The sequence below is a fragment of the Motilimonas eburnea genome, assembly GCF_021295345.1.
Lineage (GTDB): Bacteria > Pseudomonadota > Gammaproteobacteria > Enterobacterales > CBDFNC01 > Motilimonas > Motilimonas eburnea.
Map to the genome: position 1 here is coordinate 37337 of NZ_JAIMJB010000023.1, position 22220 is coordinate 59556.

18 protein-coding genes are annotated in these 22220 nt (G+C 46.2%); 11 read left to right on the top strand and 7 right to left on the bottom strand.

What is annotated here, in order from left to right; translation table 11 throughout:
* The first annotated feature begins 6 nt into the window (after positions 1-6).
* The 6 genes from infB to nlpI all read left to right on the top strand — a co-directional run bounded on the left by infB (position 7) and on the right by nlpI (position 7915).
* Positions 7-2685: a translation initiation factor IF-2 gene (gene infB / locus K6Y21_RS18320; protein WP_233073325.1), complete on the top strand. Its 2679-nt coding sequence runs from the start codon at positions 7-9 to the stop codon at positions 2683-2685.
* 135 nt (positions 2686-2820) lie between these two features.
* Positions 2821-3216, top strand: coding sequence for a 30S ribosome-binding factor RbfA (rbfA, locus tag K6Y21_RS18325; protein ID WP_233073326.1), 396 nt, complete (start codon positions 2821-2823; stop codon positions 3214-3216).
* On the top strand, positions 3216-4148 hold the full coding sequence (gene truB, locus K6Y21_RS18330) for a tRNA pseudouridine(55) synthase TruB (RefSeq protein WP_233073327.1): 933 nt from the start codon (positions 3216-3218) through the stop codon (positions 4146-4148). Before rbfA ends, truB begins: the two co-directional genes overlap by 1 nt.
* 135 nt (positions 4149-4283) lie before the next feature.
* Positions 4284-4553 (top strand): 30S ribosomal protein S15, encoded by a 270-nt coding sequence (gene rpsO / locus K6Y21_RS18335; RefSeq protein ID WP_233073328.1) that lies wholly within the window; start codon positions 4284-4286, stop codon positions 4551-4553.
* Positions 4554-4754: 201 nt separating this feature from the next.
* Positions 4755-6872 (top strand): polyribonucleotide nucleotidyltransferase, encoded by a 2118-nt coding sequence (gene pnp, locus K6Y21_RS18340; protein ID WP_233073346.1) that lies wholly within the window; start codon positions 4755-4757, stop codon positions 6870-6872.
* 164 nt (positions 6873-7036) lie between these two features.
* A complete protein-coding gene (gene nlpI / locus K6Y21_RS18345) occupies positions 7037-7915 on the top strand; it encodes a lipoprotein NlpI (RefSeq protein ID WP_233073329.1) in 879 nt (292 codons plus the stop codon).
* A gap of 62 nt (positions 7916-7977) precedes the next feature.
* On the opposite strand, the gene K6Y21_RS18350 is transcribed toward nlpI, so the two are convergent.
* Positions 7978-8856 (bottom strand): U32 family peptidase, encoded by an 879-nt coding sequence (locus K6Y21_RS18350; RefSeq protein WP_233073330.1) that lies wholly within the window; start codon positions 8854-8856, stop codon positions 7978-7980.
* Positions 8857-8865: 9 nt separating this feature from the next.
* Complete coding sequence (gene ubiU, locus K6Y21_RS18355) at positions 8866-9861, bottom strand: ubiquinone anaerobic biosynthesis protein UbiU (RefSeq protein ID WP_233073331.1); 996 nt, start codon at positions 9859-9861, stop codon at positions 8866-8868.
* Between the two features lie 165 nt (positions 9862-10026).
* Between ubiU and ubiT the strand changes: the two genes are divergently transcribed.
* The 4 genes from ubiT (at position 10027) to K6Y21_RS18375 (ending at position 13400) form a co-directional block, all read left to right on the top strand.
* Positions 10027-10563, top strand: coding sequence for a ubiquinone anaerobic biosynthesis accessory factor UbiT (gene ubiT / locus K6Y21_RS18360; RefSeq protein WP_233073332.1), 537 nt, complete (start codon positions 10027-10029; stop codon positions 10561-10563).
* Between the two features lie 120 nt (positions 10564-10683).
* Positions 10684-11124, top strand: a complete 441-nt coding sequence (locus K6Y21_RS18365; RefSeq protein WP_233073333.1) for a hypothetical protein — start codon at positions 10684-10686, stop codon at positions 11122-11124.
* 165 nt (positions 11125-11289) lie between these two features.
* Positions 11290-12468, top strand: coding sequence for an aminotransferase-like domain-containing protein (locus tag K6Y21_RS18370; RefSeq protein WP_233073334.1), 1179 nt, complete (start codon positions 11290-11292; stop codon positions 12466-12468).
* Between the two features lie 305 nt (positions 12469-12773).
* Positions 12774-13400, top strand: a complete 627-nt coding sequence (locus K6Y21_RS18375; RefSeq protein WP_233073335.1) for an NADPH-dependent FMN reductase — start codon at positions 12774-12776, stop codon at positions 13398-13400.
* An 80-nt stretch (positions 13401-13480) separates the two neighbouring features.
* On the opposite strand, the gene K6Y21_RS18380 is transcribed toward K6Y21_RS18375, so the two are convergent.
* From K6Y21_RS18380 to K6Y21_RS18395, 4 genes are all read right to left on the bottom strand, one after another.
* Positions 13481-14950 carry an MATE family efflux transporter gene (locus K6Y21_RS18380; protein ID WP_233073336.1) on the bottom strand — a complete coding sequence of 490 codons (1470 nt, stop codon included), beginning with the start codon at positions 14948-14950 and terminating at the stop codon, positions 13481-13483.
* Positions 14951-15032: 82 nt separating this feature from the next.
* Positions 15033-15278, bottom strand: coding sequence for a YfhL family 4Fe-4S dicluster ferredoxin (locus K6Y21_RS18385; RefSeq protein WP_233073337.1), 246 nt, complete (start codon positions 15276-15278; stop codon positions 15033-15035).
* Between the two features lie 19 nt (positions 15279-15297).
* Positions 15298-16683, bottom strand: coding sequence for a prephenate-dependent tRNA uridine(34) hydroxylase TrhP (gene trhP / locus K6Y21_RS18390; RefSeq protein ID WP_233073338.1), 1386 nt, complete (start codon positions 16681-16683; stop codon positions 15298-15300).
* A gap of 205 nt (positions 16684-16888) precedes the next feature.
* Complete coding sequence (locus K6Y21_RS18395; protein WP_432758010.1) at positions 16889-18028, bottom strand: Na/Pi symporter; 1140 nt, start codon at positions 18026-18028, stop codon at positions 16889-16891.
* A 409-nt stretch (positions 18029-18437) separates the two neighbouring features.
* On the opposite strand from K6Y21_RS18395, the gene K6Y21_RS18400 reads away from it, so the two are divergent.
* Complete coding sequence (locus K6Y21_RS18400) at positions 18438-20003, top strand: AbgT family transporter (protein WP_233073348.1); 1566 nt, start codon at positions 18438-18440, stop codon at positions 20001-20003.
* A gap of 367 nt (positions 20004-20370) precedes the next feature.
* On the opposite strand, the gene K6Y21_RS18410 is transcribed toward K6Y21_RS18400, so the two are convergent.
* Positions 20371-22143 carry a GGDEF domain-containing protein gene (locus K6Y21_RS18410; RefSeq protein WP_233073339.1) on the bottom strand — a complete coding sequence of 591 codons (1773 nt, stop codon included), beginning with the start codon at positions 22141-22143 and terminating at the stop codon, positions 20371-20373.
* Between the last annotated feature and the right edge of the window lie 77 nt (positions 22144-22220).

Genomic DNA, 22220 nt, shown 5'->3' on the forward strand with positions numbered 1-22220 from the left:
ATACCAATGGCAGAAGTAAGTATTGAAACCCTTGCCAAAGAAATTAGTACGCCGGTTGATCGGTTAGTTCAACAGTTTGCTGATGCAGGCATTAAAAAGAACACTGGCGATAACGTTAGCGAAGATGAGAAACAGGCACTACTTAATCACTTATCAAAGCAACATGGTGGTAAGGCCGAACCGAGTCGTATGACGCTACAGCGTAAAACCAAAACGACCCTGAATGTGGCGAGCACAGGTGGTAAGCAAAAAGCGGTTCAGGTTGAAGTGCGTAAAAAGCGTACTTACGTTAAACGCAGTGCAGCAGAAGAAGAAGCAAGATTAGCTGAAGAAGCGCGTCTAGCAGAAGAAGCAAAAGCCAAGGCAGAAGCTGAAGCTAAAGCGGCAGCCGAGGCAAAAGCCAAAGCAGCCGCTAAAGCAGAAGCTGAGGCAAAAGCGAAGGCAGAAGCTAAAGCGAAAACGGAAGCTAGCAAAGCTGCTAAGCCGGCAGCGAAAAAAGCCGAACCTGCGAAACCGAAGAAAGCCGAAGCGCTAACACCAGAGCAAGAAGCCAAAGCAAAAGAAGAAGCCGAGTTATTGAAAAAGGCTGAGCAAGCGGCACTGCAAAAAGCGGAGCAAGAAGCCGAGGCACTCGCACAAGAAGCTAAGCGTTTAGCCGAAGAAAATGCTAAGCGTTGGGAAGAAGAAGAAGAAAAACGTAAGCGTGAAGAAGAGCAAGCTGATCATCACGTGACCACTTCTCTTGCCGCTCGTGCAGCTGAAGACAGTGTTGACTCTCAAGCAGAAGGTCAAGGCCGTCGTCGTAAGAAGAAACAGCGTAAAGACAAAGACGAGCCAGTCGCGCGTCATGCCAAAGGCAAGCGCGGCAAACGCCAGCAACCACAAGCGCCAACGTCGATGCAACACGGCTTCCAAAAGCCTGCCGCACCGGTTGAGCGTGAAGTTAAAATTGGTGAGACCATCAGCGTTGCTGAATTAGCCAACAAGATGGCCGTCAAGGGTGTTGAAGTTATCAAGACCATGATGAAAATGGGCGCGATGGCGACCATTAACCAAGTGATTGACCAAGAAACGGCAGCGTTGGTTGCTGAGGAAATGGGTCACAAGGTTATTCTAACCAAAGAAAACGAGCTTGAAGAGCAGGTCATGGCAGAAGCGCAAGGCAACCAAGAGTTAGCCCCGCGTGCACCTGTTGTTACCATCATGGGTCACGTTGACCATGGTAAAACGTCATTACTGGATTACATTCGTCGTGCAGCGGTTGCTGAAGGCGAAGCTGGCGGTATTACTCAGCATATCGGTGCTTACCATGTTGATACCGAAGGTGGCATGATTACCTTCCTTGATACACCAGGACACGCCGCCTTTACCGCAATGCGTTCTCGTGGTGCCAAAGCCACCGATATCGTTATTCTTGTGGTTGCAGCCGATGACGGTGTAATGCCGCAAACCATTGAAGCAATCCAGCATGCGAAAGCAGCGGACGTGCCTTTGATTGTGGCTGTCAACAAGATGGATAAAGAAGCCGCAGATCCTGATCGCGTTAAAACTGAACTTTCTCAGCATGAGGTTATCTCTGAAGAATGGGGCGGTGATAACATGTTTGTACACGTATCGGCTAAAGCGGGTATGGGTATCGATCAACTACTTGAAGCCGTCTTGCTACAAGCTGAGGTATTGGACTTACAAGCGTCACCAACGGGCCCTGCTTCAGGCGTGGTAATTGAATCTCGTCTTGATAAAGGTCGCGGTCCGGTTGCGTCTATCTTGGTTCAACAAGGTGAGCTAAAACGCGGCGACATCGTATTATGTGGCCTAGAATATGGCCGTGTGCGTGCGATGCGTGATGAAAACGGTCAAGAAATTGAAGTCGCGGGTCCTTCTATCCCTGTGGAGATCTTAGGTCTTTCTGGTGTTCCAAGTGCAGGTGATGAAGCAACCGTTGTTAAAGACGAGAAGAAAGCGCGTGAAGTGGCATTGTACCGTCAAGGTAAATTCCGCGATGTTAAGCTGGCCCGTCAACAAAAAGCGAAGCTTGAGAACATGTTTACTAACATGGAAGCAGGTGAGATTTCTGAGTTGAATGTGGTACTGAAAGCAGACGTTCAAGGCTCACTTGAAGCGATTTCTGATTCATTAACTAAGCTTTCTACCGATGAAGTTAAGGTTAATATTATCGGTCGTGGTGTTGGTGGTATTACTGAAACCGACGCGTCTTTAGCGGCGGCATCGAATGCCATTATCCTTGGTTTCAACGTGCGTGCTGATGCTACTGCACGCCGCTTGATCCAAACCGAAAGCGTTGACCTACATTACTACAGCGTTATCTATGACTTGATTGATGAAGTGAAAGCCGCCATGTCTGGCTTACTTTCTCCTGAATTTAAGCAAGAGATCATTGGTCTGGCTGAAGTACGTGATGTATTTAAATCGCCTAAGATTGGTGCTATTGCAGGTTGTATGGTGACCGAAGGTCAAGTTAAGCGCAGCGCGCCAATTCGCGTACTACGCGATAACGTGGTGATTTACGAAGGTGAACTAGAGTCACTACGTCGCTTTAAGGATGACGTGCAAGAAGTGCGTAACGGCATGGAATGTGGTATCGGCGTTAAGAACTACAATGACGTTCGTGTAGGTGACCAGATCGAAGTATTTGAAACAGTTGAAGTTAAACGTAGCTTATAATTAGCTATTGTTAATGGAATGATTCTAAGGGGGCAATAGCCCCCCTTTTTGTCATGGGTGCTACTTGAATTAGCCAAGCCGCACCTTCAATAAGATAGGGTTTGAGGCTGTCGATAGGCCCAAAGAGAGAAAAAAATGGCGAAAGAATTTAGCCGCTCACAGCGAGTTGCACAACAAATTCAAAAAGAAATAGCGGGAATTTTACAACGTGATGTGAAAGACCCGCGCATCGGTATGGTGACGGTTTCAAGTGTCGAGGTAAGTAAAGATCTTGCGTACGCATCGGTTTATGTCACCTTACTTAATTTTAATGATGATGGCATTGAAGAGTCGATGAAGGGGCTAAGCGAGGCATCGGGCTATGTCCGTATGTTACTGGGTAAAGCCCTGCGTTTGCGCATCGTGCCAGAAATCAAATTCGTTTACGACAACTCCTTAGTTGAAGGTTTACGTTTGTCGGGCTTGGTGAGTCAAGCGGTGAATCAAGATAAACAAAAACAGCAACAAGCTGGGCGTGACGAGGAAGAATAATGGCAAGACGTGGCAAAGGTCGTAATGTTCACGGCGTTTTATTATTAGATAAACCAACGGGCATCTCGTCTAACGATGCGTTACAAAAAGTCAAGCGGATCTACTTTGCTGCTAAAGCGGGCCACACTGGGGCATTAGATCCCCTAGCCACCGGCATGTTACCTATTTGCTTAGGTGAAGCGACGAAGTTTTCGCAATACTTGTTAGATTCAGATAAGCGCTATGTGGTGACGGCCAAACTGGGTGTGCGCACCACCACCAGTGATTCAGATGGTGAAGTGGTGAGTGAGCGCCCAGTTAATTTCAGTCATGCTGAATTAATTGAGGCACTTGATAAATTTCGAGGCGATAGCATGCAGGTGCCGTCAATGTACTCGGCATTGAAATATCAAGGACAGCCGCTCTATAAATACGCGCGCGAAGGGGTAGAGGTCCCTCGAGAAGCAAGGCCAATTACGGTTTATGAACTTAAGTTGCTACGTTTTGAAGGTGATGAGCTCGAGCTTGAAGTTCACAGCAGTAAAGGAACATACATCCGTACGATTGTTGATGATTTAGGTGAGCTATTGGGCTGTGGTGCGCATGTGATCCAGCTGCGCCGGACGCAAGTGAGCACTTACCCGTATGAGCGGATGCTGACCCTTGAACAATTAGAGTGTATTTTACAGCAGGCGAAAGCAAGTGAGACACAGCCTAGCGATGTGCTAGATCCGTTATTGCTGCCCCTTGATACAGCGGTATCCCATTTGCCGGAAGTGAATATGCCTGATGTGGTGGCCGAGTATGTCAAACATGGCCAACCGGTCCAAGTGGGTGGTGCACCTACATCTGGGTTAGTACGCATGACTGCTGGCGATTCACGCTTATTTTTAGGTGTCGGCGAAATCAATGATGATGGTTTAGTGGCGCCCAAGCGCATGGTTAATTATTGATTGTCTGTTAAGGCGATAAATATGTTACCTAAGGCTTGTGTTTAAGGGAGCCGACGGGTAGAATCCGCATCTCATTTTACAGCTGAATTAGTGATCGGCTGTAATTCATTTAAATTTATAGATACTGGAGTAGTTATGTCACTAAGTGCAGAAGCTAAAGCAGCAATCGTTGCAGAATTCGCAACAAAAGAAGGCGATACAGGTTCACCTGAGGTACAAGTTGCTTTGTTAACAAATCAAATCAACCACCTTCAAGGTCACTTTAAGACTCATATCCACGATCACCACAGCCGTCGTGGTCTACTACGTATGGTTAGCCAACGTCGTAAGCTTCTAGATTACCTAAATCGTAAAGATTCAGAGCGTTACGCTGCTCTAATCGCTAAATTAGGTCTACGTCGTTAATTTCGACTTTCGACTAAAGATAAAGGGAGCCGTATGGCTCCTTTTTTGATCCCATTCCATTTTCTCGCTACGAACCTTGCGATACGCCAAAAAATTGCAATGCAAGCAAGTTAAGCTGTATCTGAATAATATGATTTCAAAAATGAATGCAGTATACTTAGGCGCGAAATTAACGACCCAAAATTTAAAGGATGATTCATGCTGAATCCGATAGTTAAAACCTTCCAGTATGGCGAACATACTGTCACTCTTGAAACGGGCGCCATTGCTCGTCAAGCTACTGCTGCCGTTATGGTTAGCATGGATGATACTGCTGTCTTTGTATCTGTAGTTGGTAAAAAATCGGCTGAGCCTGGCCGTGACTTCTTCCCTCTTACGGTTAACTACCAAGAGAAAACATACGCAGCGGGTAAAATCCCTGGTGGTTTCTTCAAACGTGAAGGCCGTCCAAGTGAAGGCGAAACACTAACGGCACGTTTAATCGATCGTCCAATTCGTCCGCTGTTCCCTGACGGCTTCAAAAACGAAGTACAAATTGTGTGTACCGTGGTATCGGTTAACCCTGAAGTCCACCCTGATCTTGTTGCTATGATCGGTGCATCAGCGGCGCTGGCTGTTTCTGGCATGCCATTTGGTGGCCCAATTGGTGCAGCGCGTGTTGGCTATAAGGATGGCGAATACCTACTTAACCCAACTAAAACTGAGCTTGAATCAAGCCAATTAGACCTTGTTGTTGCAGGTACTAAAGACGCCGTATTAATGGTGGAATCAGAAGCTGAGCTATTGTCTGAAGACGTGATGCTAGGCGCGGTTGTTTACGGTCACGATGAACAACAAAAAGTGATTGATGCCATCAACGAATTTGCCGCTGAAGTGGCTACCCCTGCATGGGACTGGGTTGCACCACAAGAAAACACAGCCCTAAAAGACAAGGTGAAAGCGTTAGCTGAAACTAAGCTAACAGAAGCTTACCAAATCAGTGAAAAAACTAAGCGTTACGACCTGATTGCTCAAATTACTGAAGAAACCGTTGCTCAGCTAGTCGCTGAAGACGAAACCGTTGATGCCAAAGAAGCGGCTGAAGTGGTTCACGATTTAGAGAAAACCGTGGTTCGTAGTCGCATTATTTCAGGTGAGCCGCGCATCGATGGCCGTGAACCCGATACCGTTCGTGCACTTGATGTTAAAACGGGTGTATTACCACGTACTCACGGTAGCTCATTATTCACCCGTGGTGAAACGCAAGCCCTAGTGACTTGTACCCTAGGTACAGAGCGTGATGCACAAAACATTGACTCACTGATGGGTGAGCAAAAAGATTACTTCATGCTGCACTACAACTTCCCTCCATACTGTGTGGGTGAAACCGGTATGATTGGCTCGCCTAAGCGTCGTGAAATTGGTCACGGTCGCCTAGCTAAGCGTGGTGTTCAAGCGGTAATGCCAACCCTAGCTGAGTTCCCATACACGGTGCGTATTGTGTCTGAGATCACCGAATCGAACGGCTCCTCTTCTATGGCATCTGTCTGTGGTAGCTCGCTTGCATTGATGGATGCGGGTGTACCGCTTAAAGCATCGGTTGCGGGTATTGCCATGGGTCTAGTGAAGGAAGACGACAAGTTTGTGGTGCTTTCTGACATTTTAGGTGACGAAGACCACCTAGGTGATATGGACTTTAAAGTGGCGGGTAGCAGCGAAGGTATCACTGCACTGCAAATGGATATCAAGATTGAAGGTATCACCCGTGAAATCATGGAAGTGGCCTTGACTCAAGCACGTGGTGCGCGTTTGCATATCCTACAGGTCATGGATCAAGCGATTGCCGGTGCTCGTACCGAAATCTCTGAGTTTGCACCGCGTATCCACACCATCAAGATCAACCCAGAGAAAATCCGTGACGTTATCGGTAAAGGCGGCGCAACCATTCGTCAACTTACCGAAGAAACCGGCACGACAATCGAAATTGATGATAACGGTACCGTTAAAATTGCAGCGACTGATGGCCAGCAAGCCAAAGACGCCATTGCGCGTATTGAAGCCCTAACGGCGGAAATCGAAGTTGGCCGTATTTACGCAGGTAAAGTGGTTCGTTTGGCTGACTTTGGTGCATTTGTGAATATCCTACCGGGTAAAGATGGCCTAGTGCACATCTCGCAAATCTGTCAAGAGCGTGTACAAAATGTCGCAGACCACCTAAAAGAGGGTGACGAAGTGCAAGTTAAAGTACTCGAAGTTGACCGCCAAGGTCGTGTTCGTCTAAGTATTAAAGAAGCATTAGCTGAAGCTGCACCTGCTGCCGAGGCACCAGCAGCGGAATAATATTTTTGCTTAAATACATTTAAGGAGCCAATTTGGCTCCTTTTTTTTGCTTTAATTTCTTTACTTTAAGACGGGGATCAGCCAGTCTCTGCTTACATTAATACTTGTATCTATAATTTCTTTTTCGCTATCGTCAGAGATACAAGTAGGACGGGAGGAATTTGATGAATAAATGGGTTTTAGCCATGTTAGCCGTAACTACTTTGCTAACTGGCTGTGCAACAAATAATGCAAGTGTAAATAGTCCCCAATCCTTAGTGTTGGCTGTGCCATTACAAGTCACCTACCAAAGCGAGTTAAAATTAATCCGCTTAGGGCAGATGATCAACTCGCCGGACGTAGACAGTGAAAAGCTGGCGTTATTGTTTTATGAGCGTGGCGCGACCTATGATCAATTAGGCATGACTTCATTAGCACGCTTTGATTTTAACCAAGCCATCAAGGTTAAACCTGATTTTGCTGAAGCCTATAATTACTTAGGTGTTTACTTAACTCAAATGCAGGAGTTTGATGAAGCCTTTGAGGCGTTCGACTCGGTACTTGAACTACAGCCTGAACATCAGTATGCCTATATGAATCGGGGTATCGCTTTATCTTACGCTGGGGCGGATACCTTAGCGCTAGCGGATTTAGAGACGTTTGTGACGTTTGAGCCTTCCGAGCCTTACCGCAATGTTTGGCTGTATTTAGTCGAGCGTCGTATCGCACCCGACGCCGCCTTGGCACGTTTAACAGCCAATGCTAAGCGCCACCAGACCGATGAATGGGGTTGGCGTATCGTTGACTTTTACACCGGTAAGATCGATGAATCAGACTTTATTGGCTCGGTCACTCAAGGGATCGAAGACAATCAAGGCTTGGCCGAGCGTTTATGTGAAGCCTATTTCTACTTAGCGAAATGGTATCAAGGGCAAGGTAATGATGTACTGGCAGCGAGCTTTTACAAACTCGCATTAAGTAACAACGTATATGAGTTTATAGAGCATAAGTATGCCCTGTTGGAGTTAGACCTATTGGCACAAAAGCACGGCAGTGCTCGTTAATTCTACCTGTTTTTATTCACATCCACGGTTGGCAAGTCACGACTTGCCAACCTAGCGCCTTTCTAGCCCGTTTTTGCCAGCCCTGCAATATGATGCCAATAACCATTACACTCATCCTCGGCTAATGAGTAAGGCTGGTACTGAGCAAATTGCTCCTTAAATGCTGAGGTGACCGCTAAACTTGCCTGATCTTCAGGGCTGACTCTCACGATATCGGCTAATTCCACTATCTGCTGTGTTTCATTGAGTAAGTTACAACGTAAACCGGATTGTGTCTGGATGCCATTGAGCACAAATAAAGGCTGTTGCTCTTGGGTGTGCATGACACGCCCTTGTGGGTAGTTTATGCAGCACAGTTCACAATCGTCCTTGGCTTTGTTTTCGCTGCGAGCGGTAAAGCAGCGCGCCGAATAAGCTAATGGCATATGGCCCCACGCAAACACTTCAACTTCAAACTGATCGCGAATGCCCATGGCTTGGCAATCAGCCAGTAAGCTGCGTAACCAGTCCGCAGATAGCTCTACCGGCATCACCCAACGTTTCATTCCCTTGCTTAATAAAAATTGGATCACATTGGCGTTATAACAATTGATGGCAGGTCCGCAGACAAAAGGCACATTTTGTTCGGCCAGTAGCTGTACAGCGCCTAAGTCATTGGCTTCAACCATGAATTGCCCATTGTCACAGAGCTCCTTGAGTACGCGCACTTCCGACGGGGCCTCTAACAAAGCCATGGTAGATAAAATGATCTGTTTATCGGTATTGGCCGCCAACTCGGTTGCCAGTGCTATCCAATCCTTGGCTTTTAATTCTCGGCGCTTACTGCAAACCGTTTCGCCTAAATAGATAATGTCGGCGTCAGACGTTAATGCTTGCTGATAAAACTCAGTGACCGTTTGTTTTGGCCAGAAATACAGAATAGGCCCAAGTGAAACTTTCATAATATGCTCCTATTGCCATGCCTTGTGATAAGCGCCTAAGGTGGTGGTGCTGCCTTCTGATACTTTATCAAGGGCACGATCCCAAGCGGGCGCAACTTGGTATTGCTCTGGGGCTTGTTGGTAACGATCGATCGCTTGGCGCCAGACTCGGGTAATTTGTTCAACATACGCTGGGCTGCGCTGGCGACCTTCAATTTTGACCGCGGCGATCTTAGCTTTAAATAAGTCAGGCAGTAGCGCTAAGGTATTTAAACTGGTTGGCTCTTCAAGGGCATGATACAAGCTCTCTTCGACTTGGAATCTGCCTTTACACAGAGTAGGGTAGCCGGTCTTTTCATCGGGTTGGTATTTATCGATTAGCACATCACTGAGGCGAGATTCCAAGCCGTTGGGCGTTTCTTGCCAGCGGACAAATTTGGCTGGTGAGCAAGCGCCGACGGTATTCGGTGATTCACCCGTGACATAAGATGATAAGTAACAGCGTCCTTCAGCCATGATGCACAAACTACCAAAGGCGAACACTTCTAGCTCTATCTCTGTTGCTCGTGCTAATTGCTTTACTTGATGAATGGAGAGGACCCGAGGCAATACCACTCGAGATACATTGAAATTTTGTTGGTAAAACGCGATAGCAGGGGCATTGGTGGCAGAGGCTTGAACTGACAGGTGCAGATCAAGATGAGGGTAGTGTTTCGTGGCGTATTCTAGAGCCGCAATATCGGCCACGATCACCGCATCAGCGCCAATTTCTGCGCATTTATCGATGGCTTTAAACCAACGCTGCTGTTGACCAGGATGCGCGAAGGTATTAATGGCCACGTGCAATGCTTTGTTGTGGGATTTTATATAGTCGACCCCTTGCTGCAATTTTTTGTCTGTAAAATTCAGCCCTGCGAAATGGCGTGCATTGGTGTCATCTTTAAAGCCGATGTAAACCGCATCTGCACCATTATCGATAGCGGTTTTGAGCGCGGGTAAATTCCCAGCGGGACAGAGAAGTTCCATATAAGTGCCTTTTATTTTTCAATCCCGGCATTGTAGGGATTGCCCACGTCAGTCATTTTGATGCAGGGCAGGGTTGCGCAGGTTTTATGGTATTTGTTTGATTTAATACAGGGTCAATTGACATTAAGTGCTCAATAATGGCCATTTTGTCAGATCAGGAATGTTATGTTAGCGCACCTTCACCATCACTTAGTCAAACTGGGACCGCAAGTGTTACGCGTTCCCGCTCAAGCCGTTCCCTTTGCTGTGCAACGAGTGTTGCTTGAAAACGCATTAAATACCCTGTTGTCATCGAGTATTGAAGATGAAGAGCTCGATTTTTTAGAGGAAAAATGGCTAAAAGTGTGCATTAGTGATCTTGGGCTTGCTTGGTGTATGACATTAAAGCAAGGCCATATTGTGGTGGCCGATGCCAACCAAGCTTATGACGTCTTGTTTCAAGGTGAACTCAATGATTTGATTTTGATTGCTGGGCGTAAGGAAGATGCGGATACGTTATTTTTCCAACGCCGTTTACAAATCGAAGGCGATACTGAACTCGGTTTAGAAGTCAAAAACTTACTCGATGGTTTTGATATGAGCTTATTACCTAAGCCAGCGTTGCAGAGTATTGGGGTATTAGCCAACTTTGTTGAGCAAGGCTTAAACTCAAACCTCCAAGGCTCAGTTGGGCTGGCAAATAAATTCAAATTAGTTCCATAACTCGGTGAAATTTGCGCGCTTTTTGTTCTATTTTTGTGCCATTACACATTTTGCGGCTTCCGGTTGGTATTTACAGAAAGAAAATCGTAGGCTGGCAACATAACAGTAATGGTGGTGGACATGATAGCTCGAAATGTTTTTCGATTATTAGTAGTGGTTTTTGTATTTTTTGTGACAATGACCTTTGTCACTGAGCAAATTCTACCTTGGCAAAAAGCGCAACTGATTAGCCAAACCATTATTCAAAGCTATTTGCCCGTCACCGCAGAGTGGAGTGGGGCGTTAATCTATTTAATGTTATTGAGTGGCTTTGTGTTCGTGCTGGTCGCCATCATTGGCTTGTTACTGTTTTGGAGTGCAGCGCGTTGGCTATTTCTCTTCGGTTATGGTGTGTTGATCTTGATTAACTGGTTAACCCAATCCCCTGTCATGTTGAGCTACCTTGCAAATCTGTTTACCCACCTTAGCTCAATAACTGGCGGCTTTATTATTTGCTGCGTGTTTTTTACTAATGTTCGCCATTATTTCATCTCAGAAAGAAAAATATGGAGCAAGCGTTAGGGGGAGCCAAAAATCCCTTGTTATTTGCCACTAAATAGCATAAAAACAATCCATTAATAAGAATAATTGTTTTACCACAGGGTGCTAATTGCATTTTGACTAGCACAAAGTTCCGATGTTTCTTCATTGGGTGGTTTTTTATAGAAGTAACCTGGATGTATTTATATGAATAAGCTTTTCTCCGACCGTATCTCAGATGTTCCTCAATCTTTCATTCGTGAGATTCTAAAAGTGGCAGTTGACCCAAGTATTATTTCTTTTGCGGGTGGTTTGCCTAATCGCGATTTATTTCCGGTCGAAGCGTTGAAAAAAGCTACCCTAGATGTCTTTGACAGTGCAGGGAAAGATATTCTGCAATACAGTAATACGGAAGGGTACCTACCACTGAGAGAATATATCGCCAAACGCTATAAAGAGCATGAAGGGTTAGATATCGATCCCAGTGAAATATTGATCACCAGTGGTTCACAGCAAGGCTTGGATTTATTGGGTAAAACCCTGCTTAACGAAGGCGATGATGTGATCATCGAAGAGCCAGGGTATTTAGGTGCTATCCAAGCTTTTTCCGTCTATAAGTCTCAATTTAACCCAGTACCTGTGAGTGGTGAGGGCTTAGACGTCGCGGCTTTTGAACAAACCTTAAATAAGGTCAACGCAAAACTCTTCTACGCGGTCCCCAATTTTCAAAATCCATCGGGTGTGTCTTACCCTGAGCAAAACCGTCATGATGTTGCGGCAGCATTGGCAAAAAGCCAAACCTTGATCATTGAAGACAACCCCTACGGCGATTTACGCTTCTCGGGCAAGCCTGCCAGCTCGTTTCGTAAGTTGATCCCAGAGCAAACGGTATTATTGGGCTCTTTCTCTAAAACCGTGGTTCCTGCGTTCCGATTGGGTTGGATTGTTGCGCCAAAGGCCTTGATGGAAAAGCTAGTGATCGCTAAGCAAGCCTCGGACTTGCATACTAACTATTTTTCTCAGCGAGTACTGTTTGAGTTTTTATCGCAAAATGATCTTGATGCTCATGTTGCTAACATCATTAAAGTATATGGTGAGCAAAAAGATGCGATGGAGCAAGCGATTAAGCAATACTTTCCACCACAAGTTAAGTGTACTCAACCAGAAGGTGGCATGTTTTTGTGGGCAACGTTACCAGAAGGCATGGACGCGAGAGCCCTATTTGATTTAGCCATAGAAGAAAAAGTGGCATTTGTTCCAGGTGCACCCTTCTATGTCAGTACGACGGAAACCAACACCTTACGTTTAAACTTCTCAAGTGTGGATCCTGCGACCATCGAAGAAGGAATTAAGCGTCTTGGTAAGGTCATCAAATCGCAGCTTTAGTGAATCTCGTTAATGAGCAACAAATAACCACCTTAGGGGGGCTATTTGTTGCATTTTTGTTTCAATAGATTCTCAAGTAGATCCAATACAAATCAGTAAATCCTACCGTTACTCAATCGCGCACTGGTGTATTTATCTTTATTTGATTAAATTTAATCGATTTAGATGCATTCTTAGCTGAGTTGTACTAAATTGTGGCCATTGTCCTTGATGACAATATGGGTCAGAGTTAAGCCCGTAACAATAATATAATTAGCTCATTTTTTTTTATATCGGGCCGCACATCCAGAATCAAGGAGTGTTCGGTGAACATAGTAATTATTTGTGGTAGTCAAAGAAAAAACTCATCCGCCAACGCGGTAGCTCAAGCCATATCAACTAGAGCCAAAGCGTCAAGTGACGTGGTCAATTGCCGTTTAGTTAATCTCGCCAAACTCACGATTCCACTGTGGGATGAAGATCTGTGTAGAGAATTAGATCATTGGCTTGATGACTGGTACGACACGCACCGACTTTTACAACAAGCTGATGCCGTGATCGTGGTCAGCCCTGAATGGGAAGAGGTTACTCTCAAAAACTTTTTTGCGCTGTGTGAGCGCTCAGAGTTAACGTCCCTGCCTGGTTTAGTCGTTCGTATTTCCAGCACTTGTCGTGGTGCATTTTCAGCTCAAGAGATGCGGTTAAGTAATTTTGTCTTTAATCGTCTGTGTTTTGTATTGGATCACATTGTGGTCGCAACCACAGATGAAGTTATCAAATGCAAGCAGGGAGACTATGAGCTTGATGCCCTCAGTGCCGAGCGGCTGGATTATGGGTTTAAATTATTGCGTTGTTTTGCGAATGGCGATACGCCTATCGCTCAGGTAATGCAGCCCAGCGTTAACCTCGTTTTACCCCAAGAGCCGGCTCCTCGCGCCTTGCTCGCATACTAACTGAGCAAACGAAGTGTTAGCGGGGGGCTAACGCTTCGTTTGATCTCCTTCGTTTGATAGATAAACACTGTGCTGACCAGCTATTTATTTATCACAGTATCACTCACCTCGTTTGTATCAGCCTGATTTTCGTTACACAAATACACCCGACTTGAACTGTATGGGCTTAAAGGCACCGCCACCTCTGTCTTCGGCTCTGCGGCAGGGTGGGCATGGTTCACTTGCCAATCACGTTCTATTTTAGCAACCAAGCGATAGGCTATGAGCACGGCGGTAATGCCAAATAGTGTGGTACCGAGTGCTTGACCATATAACACACCACTGGGGCCATACCAAAGGGCACCCAAATAGACAAAAGGGATCGTGCCCAAGGTGGACTTTCCGACATTGAGTAAGGTGGAATAACTGGCAAAGCCTAAGTTGTTAAAAGAGGCATTGGCAATAAACTGCCCACCGGAAAAAACAAAGCTGACCGCGATCGCCTGACAGAATAAGCGCACAATACTCGCGCCCTCAGAGCCAACACCAAATGCCGCAATGATCAAATCTTGGGCAAACGCTAAACACATTGCCGCGGTAAGCACATACACAATGACAAATTTGAGTGATTCATTGAGGGTAGCTCTTACTCTATCGAATAAATTAGCCCCGTAGTTTTGGCCTATGATCGGCCCAATGGCACCTGACAGCGCAAAGATCATTCCAAACGCAACCGGTAACACCCGTCCAACGACAGCCCATCCCGCGACATAGCCATCACCAAATTGTGCAATTTCCGATGTGACATAAGCATTCCCAAAAGGGGTGGCGATATTGGTTAAAATCCCTGGGCCGGCGATGGCCACAATCGGGCGGATATCTTGTTTAAAGTCGCGCCAGTGAAAGCGGCCGATAAGTCGGTGTTGAACATGGGCGCCATGAAAGCCAACAGCCAACACGGCAAAACGAGCCATTACCGAAGCCATGGCTGCTCCTTCTAAACCCAACCCTAACGCAAAAATGAAGAGTGGATCAAAAATGGCGTTAACCGCCCCGCCTGTGAGGGTAGAATACATGGCTTTTTTGGCATCTCCCACGCCGCGCAGTGCAGCCCCCATGTTCATGGCTAAACACAGAAAGGGTAAGGAAGGAACTAAGATTCGCAGATAGCTAATGGCGTAATTTAAGGTATCACCCGTGGCTCCCAGTAGTCTCAGCAGCTCGGGCACAAAGTACCACATCACGGCACTAAACAAGCTAGTAAGTAAGAAACCAAAAACCGCAACATTGATGGCAAATCGGCGTGCTTGTTCACGGTTTTTTTGACCGATGGAGCGTGATACCAAGGCTGACATGGCAATAGAGATACCGATGGCAATAGAAGTGGTAAAAAATGATAAGGTGCCTGCATAGCCGATTGCTGCGGCTAATTTGACCTCACCTAATAAGCTGATAAAAAACAGGTCGATAAGGTCAACTAAAAATAAGGCGGTTAAGCCAATCGCATTGGTTGATGACATCACGAGGATGTGTTTAAAGATTGAACCTTTGACAAATTTAGCTTGTGACATGGTTGCTCACTAGGTGAAATGGAATAGTCAGTTTAGAAGGCGTAAAGGGAAAAGTCACCGCCTGATGACGGTGATTTACATATTATGGATGAAGGCGCAAGAACTTAGCTTGCAGTTGCTCTGGGGTTTCTATGTGATCGGGATCGGGGATGATGCAGTCGATAGGACACACCGCCACGCAAGTGGGTTTATCGTAAAACCCCTCGCATTCGGTGCATAAGTCCGGATCGATTTCATAAATCTCCGCGCCAAATGTGATCGCCGTATTGGGACACTCGGGATCGCACATATCACAGTTGATACATTGATCCGTTATCAATAATGCCATCGCTGCATCCTTATCAAGTTTAAGCTAACTTCGCTTGATGAGGATTACGGGTGTCGGCATTTTCCGGCAGATTACGCATGAGCAGCGCAAATTCGAGCTCGATATCGTCGGGCAGTGGAATATACACGATGTGACCTGAGCCTTTTGCGTCATCGATGGCTTCACCCTTACGGTTTTGCATCTGCTCTAGGGTAAAGGTGATATTGCCTTTTGGCGTCATCAGCTCCATGCTGTCACCCAGTAAAAACTTATTTTTTACCGTGACTTCAACTAAACCTGTTTGCTCGTTACGGCCGGTGATTTCACCGACAAACTGCTGATAAGTGCTGACCGAATAACCATAGTCATAGTTTTGGTATTCACTGTGATTATGACGACGTAAAAAGCCTTCGGTGTAACCGCGATGGGCGAGGCTTTCTAAGGTTTGCTTGAGGCTAGGATCAAATGGGCGACCAGCTACCGCATCATCGATGGCTTGCTTATAGATTTGTGCGGTGCGGGCACAGTAGTAAAAGCTCTTGGTGCGGCCTTCAATTTTTAAAGAGTGAACGCCCATCTTAGTTAAGCGTTCAACATGTTCAATGGCGCGCAGATCTTTTGAGTTCATGATGTAGGTGCCATGCTCATCTTCAAACGCCGGCATATATTCGCCAGGGCGGCCTTGCTCTTGGAGTAATACCACTTGATCAGTAGGCTTTCCTGCGCCTAAGGTGGGCTCGATGTCTTGCGCATCTGGCGTGTAAATTTCAGGTTTAACCGCGACGATATCACCCACTTCATTTTCGGTCGCTTCATGAGTATCGTATTTCCAGCGACAAGAGTTAGTACAGGTGCCTTGGTTAGGATCGCGTTTATTTATGTAGCCAGACAGTAAACAGCGGCCAGAGTAGGCCATACAGAGTGCGCCGTGAACGAATACTTCAAGCTCCATTTCTGGGGCGTGGGCGCGAATGTCTTCGATTTCTTCTAGGGACAGTTCACGGGATAAAATTACTCGCTCAACGCCTTGTTGCTGCCAAAATTTCACCGTGGCCCAGTTGACGGCATTCGCTTGAACCGACAGGTGAATGGGCATGTGTGGGAAATGTTCACGCACCATCATGATTAAACCGGGATCTGACATGATCAGGGCATCGGGGCCCATATCCACCACGGGCTTCATATCACGAATGAAGGTTTTAAGTTTTGAATTATGAGGCTGAATATTACAGACCACATAAAATTTCTTACCTAGGGCATGGGCTTCGTTGATGCCTATTTGTAGGTTTTCGTGATTAAACTCGTTGTTGCGCACGCGCAGTGAGTATCGAGGCTGGCCGGCGTAAACTGCATCGGCCCCATAAGCAAACGCATAGCGCATATTTTTAAGGGTGCCAGCAGGTGACAAAAGCTCTGGTGTAAACATAATGATTCTCTTTGGTCTGATATCAAGTCAGGGTCAAACCACTTACTGGTTTAACGGGGCGCAAATTTTACTGGCTTTAACCATACAAAGCAAAGGGAATTAAGTTAGGCTGATGGGGGCTGGAAATAGCTGAGATAAGTATTTGATTTGAAGGCGGGGGAGCAAGCGTAACCTGCCAATAGCAAGTTACGCCAATCAGCTTTGTTTAGCGAGCGCCAAACAGCATTAGTCCTGGCACGACAAAGAAGGTGCCAAGTACGTAGCTAAAGGCCAACATTTTGTTTTTAGAGCCCACTTCTGCAAGGCGCTCTGAAGCCACCACAGGCAAGTTGCGTAAAAATGGCAAGCCATAGATAAGCACAACGGCCAGAAAGTTAAACAAAAAGTGCACCAAAGCGATGGTTAGTGCTGCTTCTGCGGCAGCACCGGTAATGGCGGTCGCAGCGAGCAGGGCGGTGATCGTGGTCCCTATGTTTGCACCTAAGGTAAATGGGTAAATTTGGCGTGTGCTAAACATCCCCGATCCAGCCAGTGGGATCATCAGGCTGGTAGTGGTTGATGAGGATTGCACCATCACGGTGACCAATGCACCAGAACAAATGCCAGTCACTGGGCCTTTACCTATAGCATTGTGCAAGACATTTTTTGCTCGGCCAACCAGCACTCTTTTTAATACTTTGCCTAAGTAGGTTACCGAGAACAGGATAATAAGGATCCCCGTTACTACCATGGCGACACCAACGGCCTTGCCGGGTAAAAATGACCATAAGTCGTTAATCAGGTTAACCGTTGGTTTGGTCAAGGGCTTCATAAAGTTAAGCCCTTTCATCGATACATCGGCACTGCCAGCAAACAAGTGAGCAAAATTAGAGGCTAATTTCTCCAGTAAGCCAAACATTAATTCTAGCGGCAAGAAGATGGCGACAGCCAATAGATTGAAGAAATCGTGCACTGTGGCGGCGCTAAACGCACGCTTAAAGTCATCTTTTTCACGAATATGGCCAATAGAGACGATGGTGTTGGTAATGGTGGTGCCCATGTTTGCCCCCATCACCATAGGGATAGCAATTGAGATGGGGAGACCGCCGGCCACCAAACCGACAATAACCGCGGTTACCGTGGAAGAGGATTGTACCAATGCCGTAGCAAGGGTACCTAACAGTAAGGCGATGAAAGGGTTATTGGCAAATTGGAAGATTTGCTCAGCACCACTGGCACCGCCAGAAAAAATCTTAAAACCACTACTGACAGTACTGACAGCAATTAACATAGCGTAGACCAGTGCGACTACTGCAAGCCAATTAAGCGTATTTTGTGTGACTTGCTTACCCTGATTCATTTTCATTTTTCGCTTCCTATCACTAACGCAGGCCATGGTTGTAAAGACGATACGTTAGGTTTGAGTATGGTTTTACCTGAGGCTTAACCTTAAGTTGTGCTCCAATTCCTGTTTAAGCACGACTTAAGCTTTTAACCAGCCGCCTTAGCCGATTAACACCTTAGGTGATGTTTCAGTTTTTTGACACGCGGATTACAACAGAGAAATGTGACAGAAATATTTCACTGGATCCGTGTCTTTCGCAATCGGGCGCATTTTGCAGTGATTTCCACACAATTAACAGCATAATTGATCTAAAACAGTTATGAATGAAGATAAAGGTTTGTTGGTTGTTCTGGTTTTTGTTATTTTTTTAGTATTAAAGTCGATTTATTTGAAATATAAAAACACAATATACTGGTTTATACCTATGACAATGACAACTGATGCAACAGAATCAACGCCTTCTAGCCGAAAAAACAAAAGGTTACTAAAGGCTTTAGATAGTATTGAGCGAATTGGCAACAAATTACCCGATCCAGCAGTACTTTTTCTCATCGCCTTATCGATTGTAGCGCTTTTATCTTGGCTGCTGTCCAGTTTTACTTTTACCGAAATTGATCCCCGTACCCAAGAGGCCATCTATGTAACCAACTTATTGACGGGGGAGAGGGTGGCCGACTTTCTGGCGAACATGGTCACCACCTTTACCAGCTTTGCGCCTCTTGGCGTAGTACTGGTGGCTATGTTGGGGGTTGGGGTCGCTGAGCATTCTGGCTTTATTAATGCCGGTTTGAAGTTAATGCTGAAGGTGACACCTGAGAAATTACTGACTCCGTCCATTATCATGGTCGCGATTGTTAGCCACACCGCAACGGATGCGGGATATGTATTAGTCATCCCCCTTGCTGGTGTGATTTTCCATGCTGCAGGTCGTCATCCTTTGGCCGGTATTGCGGCGGCATTTGCTGGGGTGAGTGGGGGATTTTGTGCCAACTTTATCCCTTCAGCGATAGACCCGCTGTTACAAAGCTTTACTCAAAGTGCTGCGCAAATTGTTGCGCCAGAGATTCAAATCAACCCGTTAAACAATTGGTTTTTTGCCTCGGCCTCAAGCTTGTTGATTATGTCGGTAGGCTGGTTCATTACCGATCGTATCATTGAGCCAAGATTACGTGGCACTCAGATTGATGGTGATCCGGCGGATATTCCTCGTTTCGAAGAGATTAACAGTAAAGAGCGGGGGGCTTTTTGGCTCGCAACTGGGGTGATGCTGCTTGGTATTGCCTTGTTGGTGTATGCCAGTGTGCCTGCTGACAGCCCTATGCGTGCAGAAACGGGTGAGCTAGCGGACTTTAGTGCGCCTTTAATGCGCTCTATTGTGTCCCTTATCTTTTTGCTGTTTGTGATCCCCGGTATCGTTTATGGTGTGCGAGTGGGCACCTTTAAAAGCTCAAAAGACGTTATTGCGGCGATGAGTAAATCCATGGGGTCGATGGCTTACTACATTGTCATGGCGTTCTTCTGTGCTTTATTTATCAAAGCGTTTGATGATTCTAATATCGGAGCATTATTGGCGGTCAAAGGGGCTGACGCACTGCAAACGCTGGCCTTACCCTCTGGGGTTACCATCGTTGCCATGGTGCTTTTAACGGCAGCGGTTAACTTATTTGTCGGCTCATCGTCAGCAAAGTGGGCATTGCTTGGCCCGATTATGGTGCCCATGTTAATGCAATTGGGGTTATCACCGGACTTAACTCAGGCTGCTTATCGTGTTGGTGACTCCAGCTCCAACATCATCACCCCCTTAATGCCCTACTTCCCGCTCGTGGTGGTGTATTGTCAGCGTTATGTGAAGAACACAGGGTTAGGCACATTAATGGCCATGATGTTGCCATATTCTATTGCCCTGTTGTTAATTTGGACTGCTTTCTTGTTAGTTTATTGGGGCTTAGGCTTTCCACTTGGGCTACAGTCTAGTTATAGCTTCCCGGCACTTTAGTCACCTTTACTTAGGGCCTGTTGACCTTTCGTGGTTAATTTTTGTTCGAGTGGGAGACACCTTGTCTAAAAGCGTTTTGAGCAAGGCGAGCGGTGTGTAGCTTAGCACTCTAAGTAAATACCGCTCAACGACGCGTAGAATGCTTACGCCCGAAGGGCTTTAGCCGAATCCAAAGGACAGCGTTTGTTGGTCATTTCTACTGCGTTAGCGTCTTTTCGCATAGATGACTATGCCACAAAGATGCTGCCCACAACGATTGTTTTGTATAAATACCCAACAAATCGCTGTAAAAACAATCTCCAAAGGTCAACAGGCCCTATTAACCCTTGCCCCCACCGCTATTAGCTAAATCGTGCTGATAGCGGTGTCATGCTAATAACTTAGTCGCGGCGGCTGACTGCGGTTGCAGCCAGTGCTCAGCCAAGGTGTGTAGCTGGCTATTCGGGTGTTGTTTGGCATATTTTTTGGCTTGTGAAGCCAGTTCCGTGATTTGCTCTATAGAGCCGGTGTAGTTGTCGGGGATAGAGACCACCCCGACCGCTAAGCCCATAATGGGGAAAAAGCTGCTTTGACCGTTTCGATCTATGCCTTTTATCCCTTGTTGTATTAGGTGCTGCGGTTTATAGAGATTGGTGATGCGATGATCAAATTCTGTGATGACCTGTTCACAGCAGACTTGCCAGTTGGCATCTCTTAATAGGGCAATAAAGTCATCACCGCCCACATGACCAAGAAAGTTTTGATCTTTGTGTAGCTGCTGTTTCAGGATATCGGCAAGGAGCGAGATCGCTTCGTCGCCTTTACTGTAGCCATAGCAATCATTGAAAGGCTTAAAGTGGTTGAGGTCAAAGTAGGCCACTTTAAATCCGCCGCCTTGGCGCAGGTATTGTTGTAATGTTTGATTTATCGGCACATTACCGGGCAGTAACGTCAGGGGATTAGCGTGACGAGCAAGTTTTAGTTGATACTGGGTGAGTTCACGCATGAGATCGCGGATCGCACCGATGCCTTCATAAAGGCCATTACGGCAGATAATAAAGTTAAGCTCAAGCTCTAGGGCGTCGTTTTCGGTTAACTGGGTACTGACTTGGGTTAAATCTAGGCTTGATTCGACAATGAGAGGTTGCGTTTGCATCAATTCATGTATTGGCTTGCGGCCATAAAGTTCACGCCCATATCGACTGGAAAATAAGTTCAATAGATCTTGGCGCTTAATTAAACCCAGTGGCCGTTGCTGCTCGACGACGGGTAAACAGCTGAGCTCTGGCTCGGCTAGAAAACGCTCCATGGCTTCATTGGCGCAAGTATGGGGAGCAATGGGGGCACAAGGGAGTAATAAGCTGCCTATGTGTTGAGCGAAGGCGTTAGTGTCTTTGCTTTTGTTTAACAGCAGATGTGACCAGCGCCTTGAAGAGACAGGCACATCCTGTGGTGGTGAAAACAAGTAACCTTGACAATACTGGATCCCCATACTTTGGGTGACTTTCAGCTCTTGGACCCTTTCAATGCCTTCCACAATCATTTTGCAGTTGACTTGATAGGCCAGCTGGCAGATAGAGCGTAAAAATTGGCGTTTGATGGGGTCTTTGTCTAAACCACTGGCAAAGTAACGATCCACTTTAATAAAGTCAGGCTGTAATTCAGACCAGGTTCTTAAACCTGAGTAACCTGCGCCAAGATCATCAATTGCAATGGCAATACCACTTTGTTTGATTTGCTTGACCTTAGTCTGCATGCTGATGGGATCTTCTATCTGGTACTGCTCGGTTAATTCCAGCACCAGCTGTTGAGGAGCGACCTGGTAACGTTTGAGTAATTCAATGATGGCAGTGATTTCAATATCACTGATGGCTTTGGCGCTTAGATTAATAAACAGGTAACACTTTAAGTCTAATTGGCTGAACTTGATGAGCGCAGCTTCGATGCAAGCCAGCTCTAACTGAGGGAGCAAACCCGCCTGCTCTGCGGCTTCGAATAAATGTAATGGCGCATGTAATCGAGAACTTGATGGGCCTCGACTCAGGGCTTCATAGCCCAGCGCAGGGCCATTGGCAGTGTCGACAATAGGCTGCAACAGGATGTTGATTTTGTGATGGTTGATGATGTGCTCTATCTCACGATAGCTAGGTGTTACGTCCATGTTTGTGCTCACTTTTTTATTTTATTCTAAGTCTTTGGTATGACAGAAACATGACTAAAAAGAGAGGGCGTTATACT

Coding starts and splice junctions, on each gene's coding strand:
- infB (WP_233073325.1), top strand. CDS start 7: ATGGCAGAAGTAAGTATTGAAACCCTTGCCAAAGAAATTAGTACGCCG.
- rbfA (WP_233073326.1), top strand. CDS start 2,821: ATGGCGAAAGAATTTAGCCGCTCACAGCGAGTTGCACAACAAATTCAA.
- truB (WP_233073327.1), top strand. CDS start 3,216: ATGGCAAGACGTGGCAAAGGTCGTAATGTTCACGGCGTTTTATTATTA.
- rpsO (WP_233073328.1), top strand. CDS start 4,284: ATGTCACTAAGTGCAGAAGCTAAAGCAGCAATCGTTGCAGAATTCGCA.
- nlpI (WP_233073329.1), top strand. CDS start 7,037: ATGAATAAATGGGTTTTAGCCATGTTAGCCGTAACTACTTTGCTAACT.
- K6Y21_RS18350 (WP_233073330.1), bottom strand. CDS start 8,856: ATGAAAGTTTCACTTGGGCCTATTCTGTATTTCTGGCCAAAACAAACG.
- ubiU (WP_233073331.1), bottom strand. CDS start 9,861: ATGGAACTTCTCTGTCCCGCTGGGAATTTACCCGCGCTCAAAACCGCT.
- ubiT (WP_233073332.1), top strand. CDS start 10,027: ATGTTAGCGCACCTTCACCATCACTTAGTCAAACTGGGACCGCAAGTG.
- K6Y21_RS18365 (WP_233073333.1), top strand. CDS start 10,684: ATGATAGCTCGAAATGTTTTTCGATTATTAGTAGTGGTTTTTGTATTT.
- K6Y21_RS18370 (WP_233073334.1), top strand. CDS start 11,290: ATGAATAAGCTTTTCTCCGACCGTATCTCAGATGTTCCTCAATCTTTC.
- K6Y21_RS18380 (WP_233073336.1), bottom strand. CDS start 14,950: ATGTCACAAGCTAAATTTGTCAAAGGTTCAATCTTTAAACACATCCTC.
- K6Y21_RS18385 (WP_233073337.1), bottom strand. CDS start 15,278: ATGGCATTATTGATAACGGATCAATGTATCAACTGTGATATGTGCGAT.
- trhP (WP_233073338.1), bottom strand. CDS start 16,683: ATGTTTACACCAGAGCTTTTGTCACCTGCTGGCACCCTTAAAAATATG.
- K6Y21_RS18395 (WP_432758010.1), bottom strand. CDS start 18,028: ATGAAAATGAATCAGGGTAAGCAAGTCACACAAAATACGCTTAATTGG.
- K6Y21_RS18400 (WP_233073348.1), top strand. CDS start 18,438: ATGACAACTGATGCAACAGAATCAACGCCTTCTAGCCGAAAAAACAAA.
- K6Y21_RS18410 (WP_233073339.1), bottom strand. CDS start 22,143: ATGGACGTAACACCTAGCTATCGTGAGATAGAGCACATCATCAACCAT.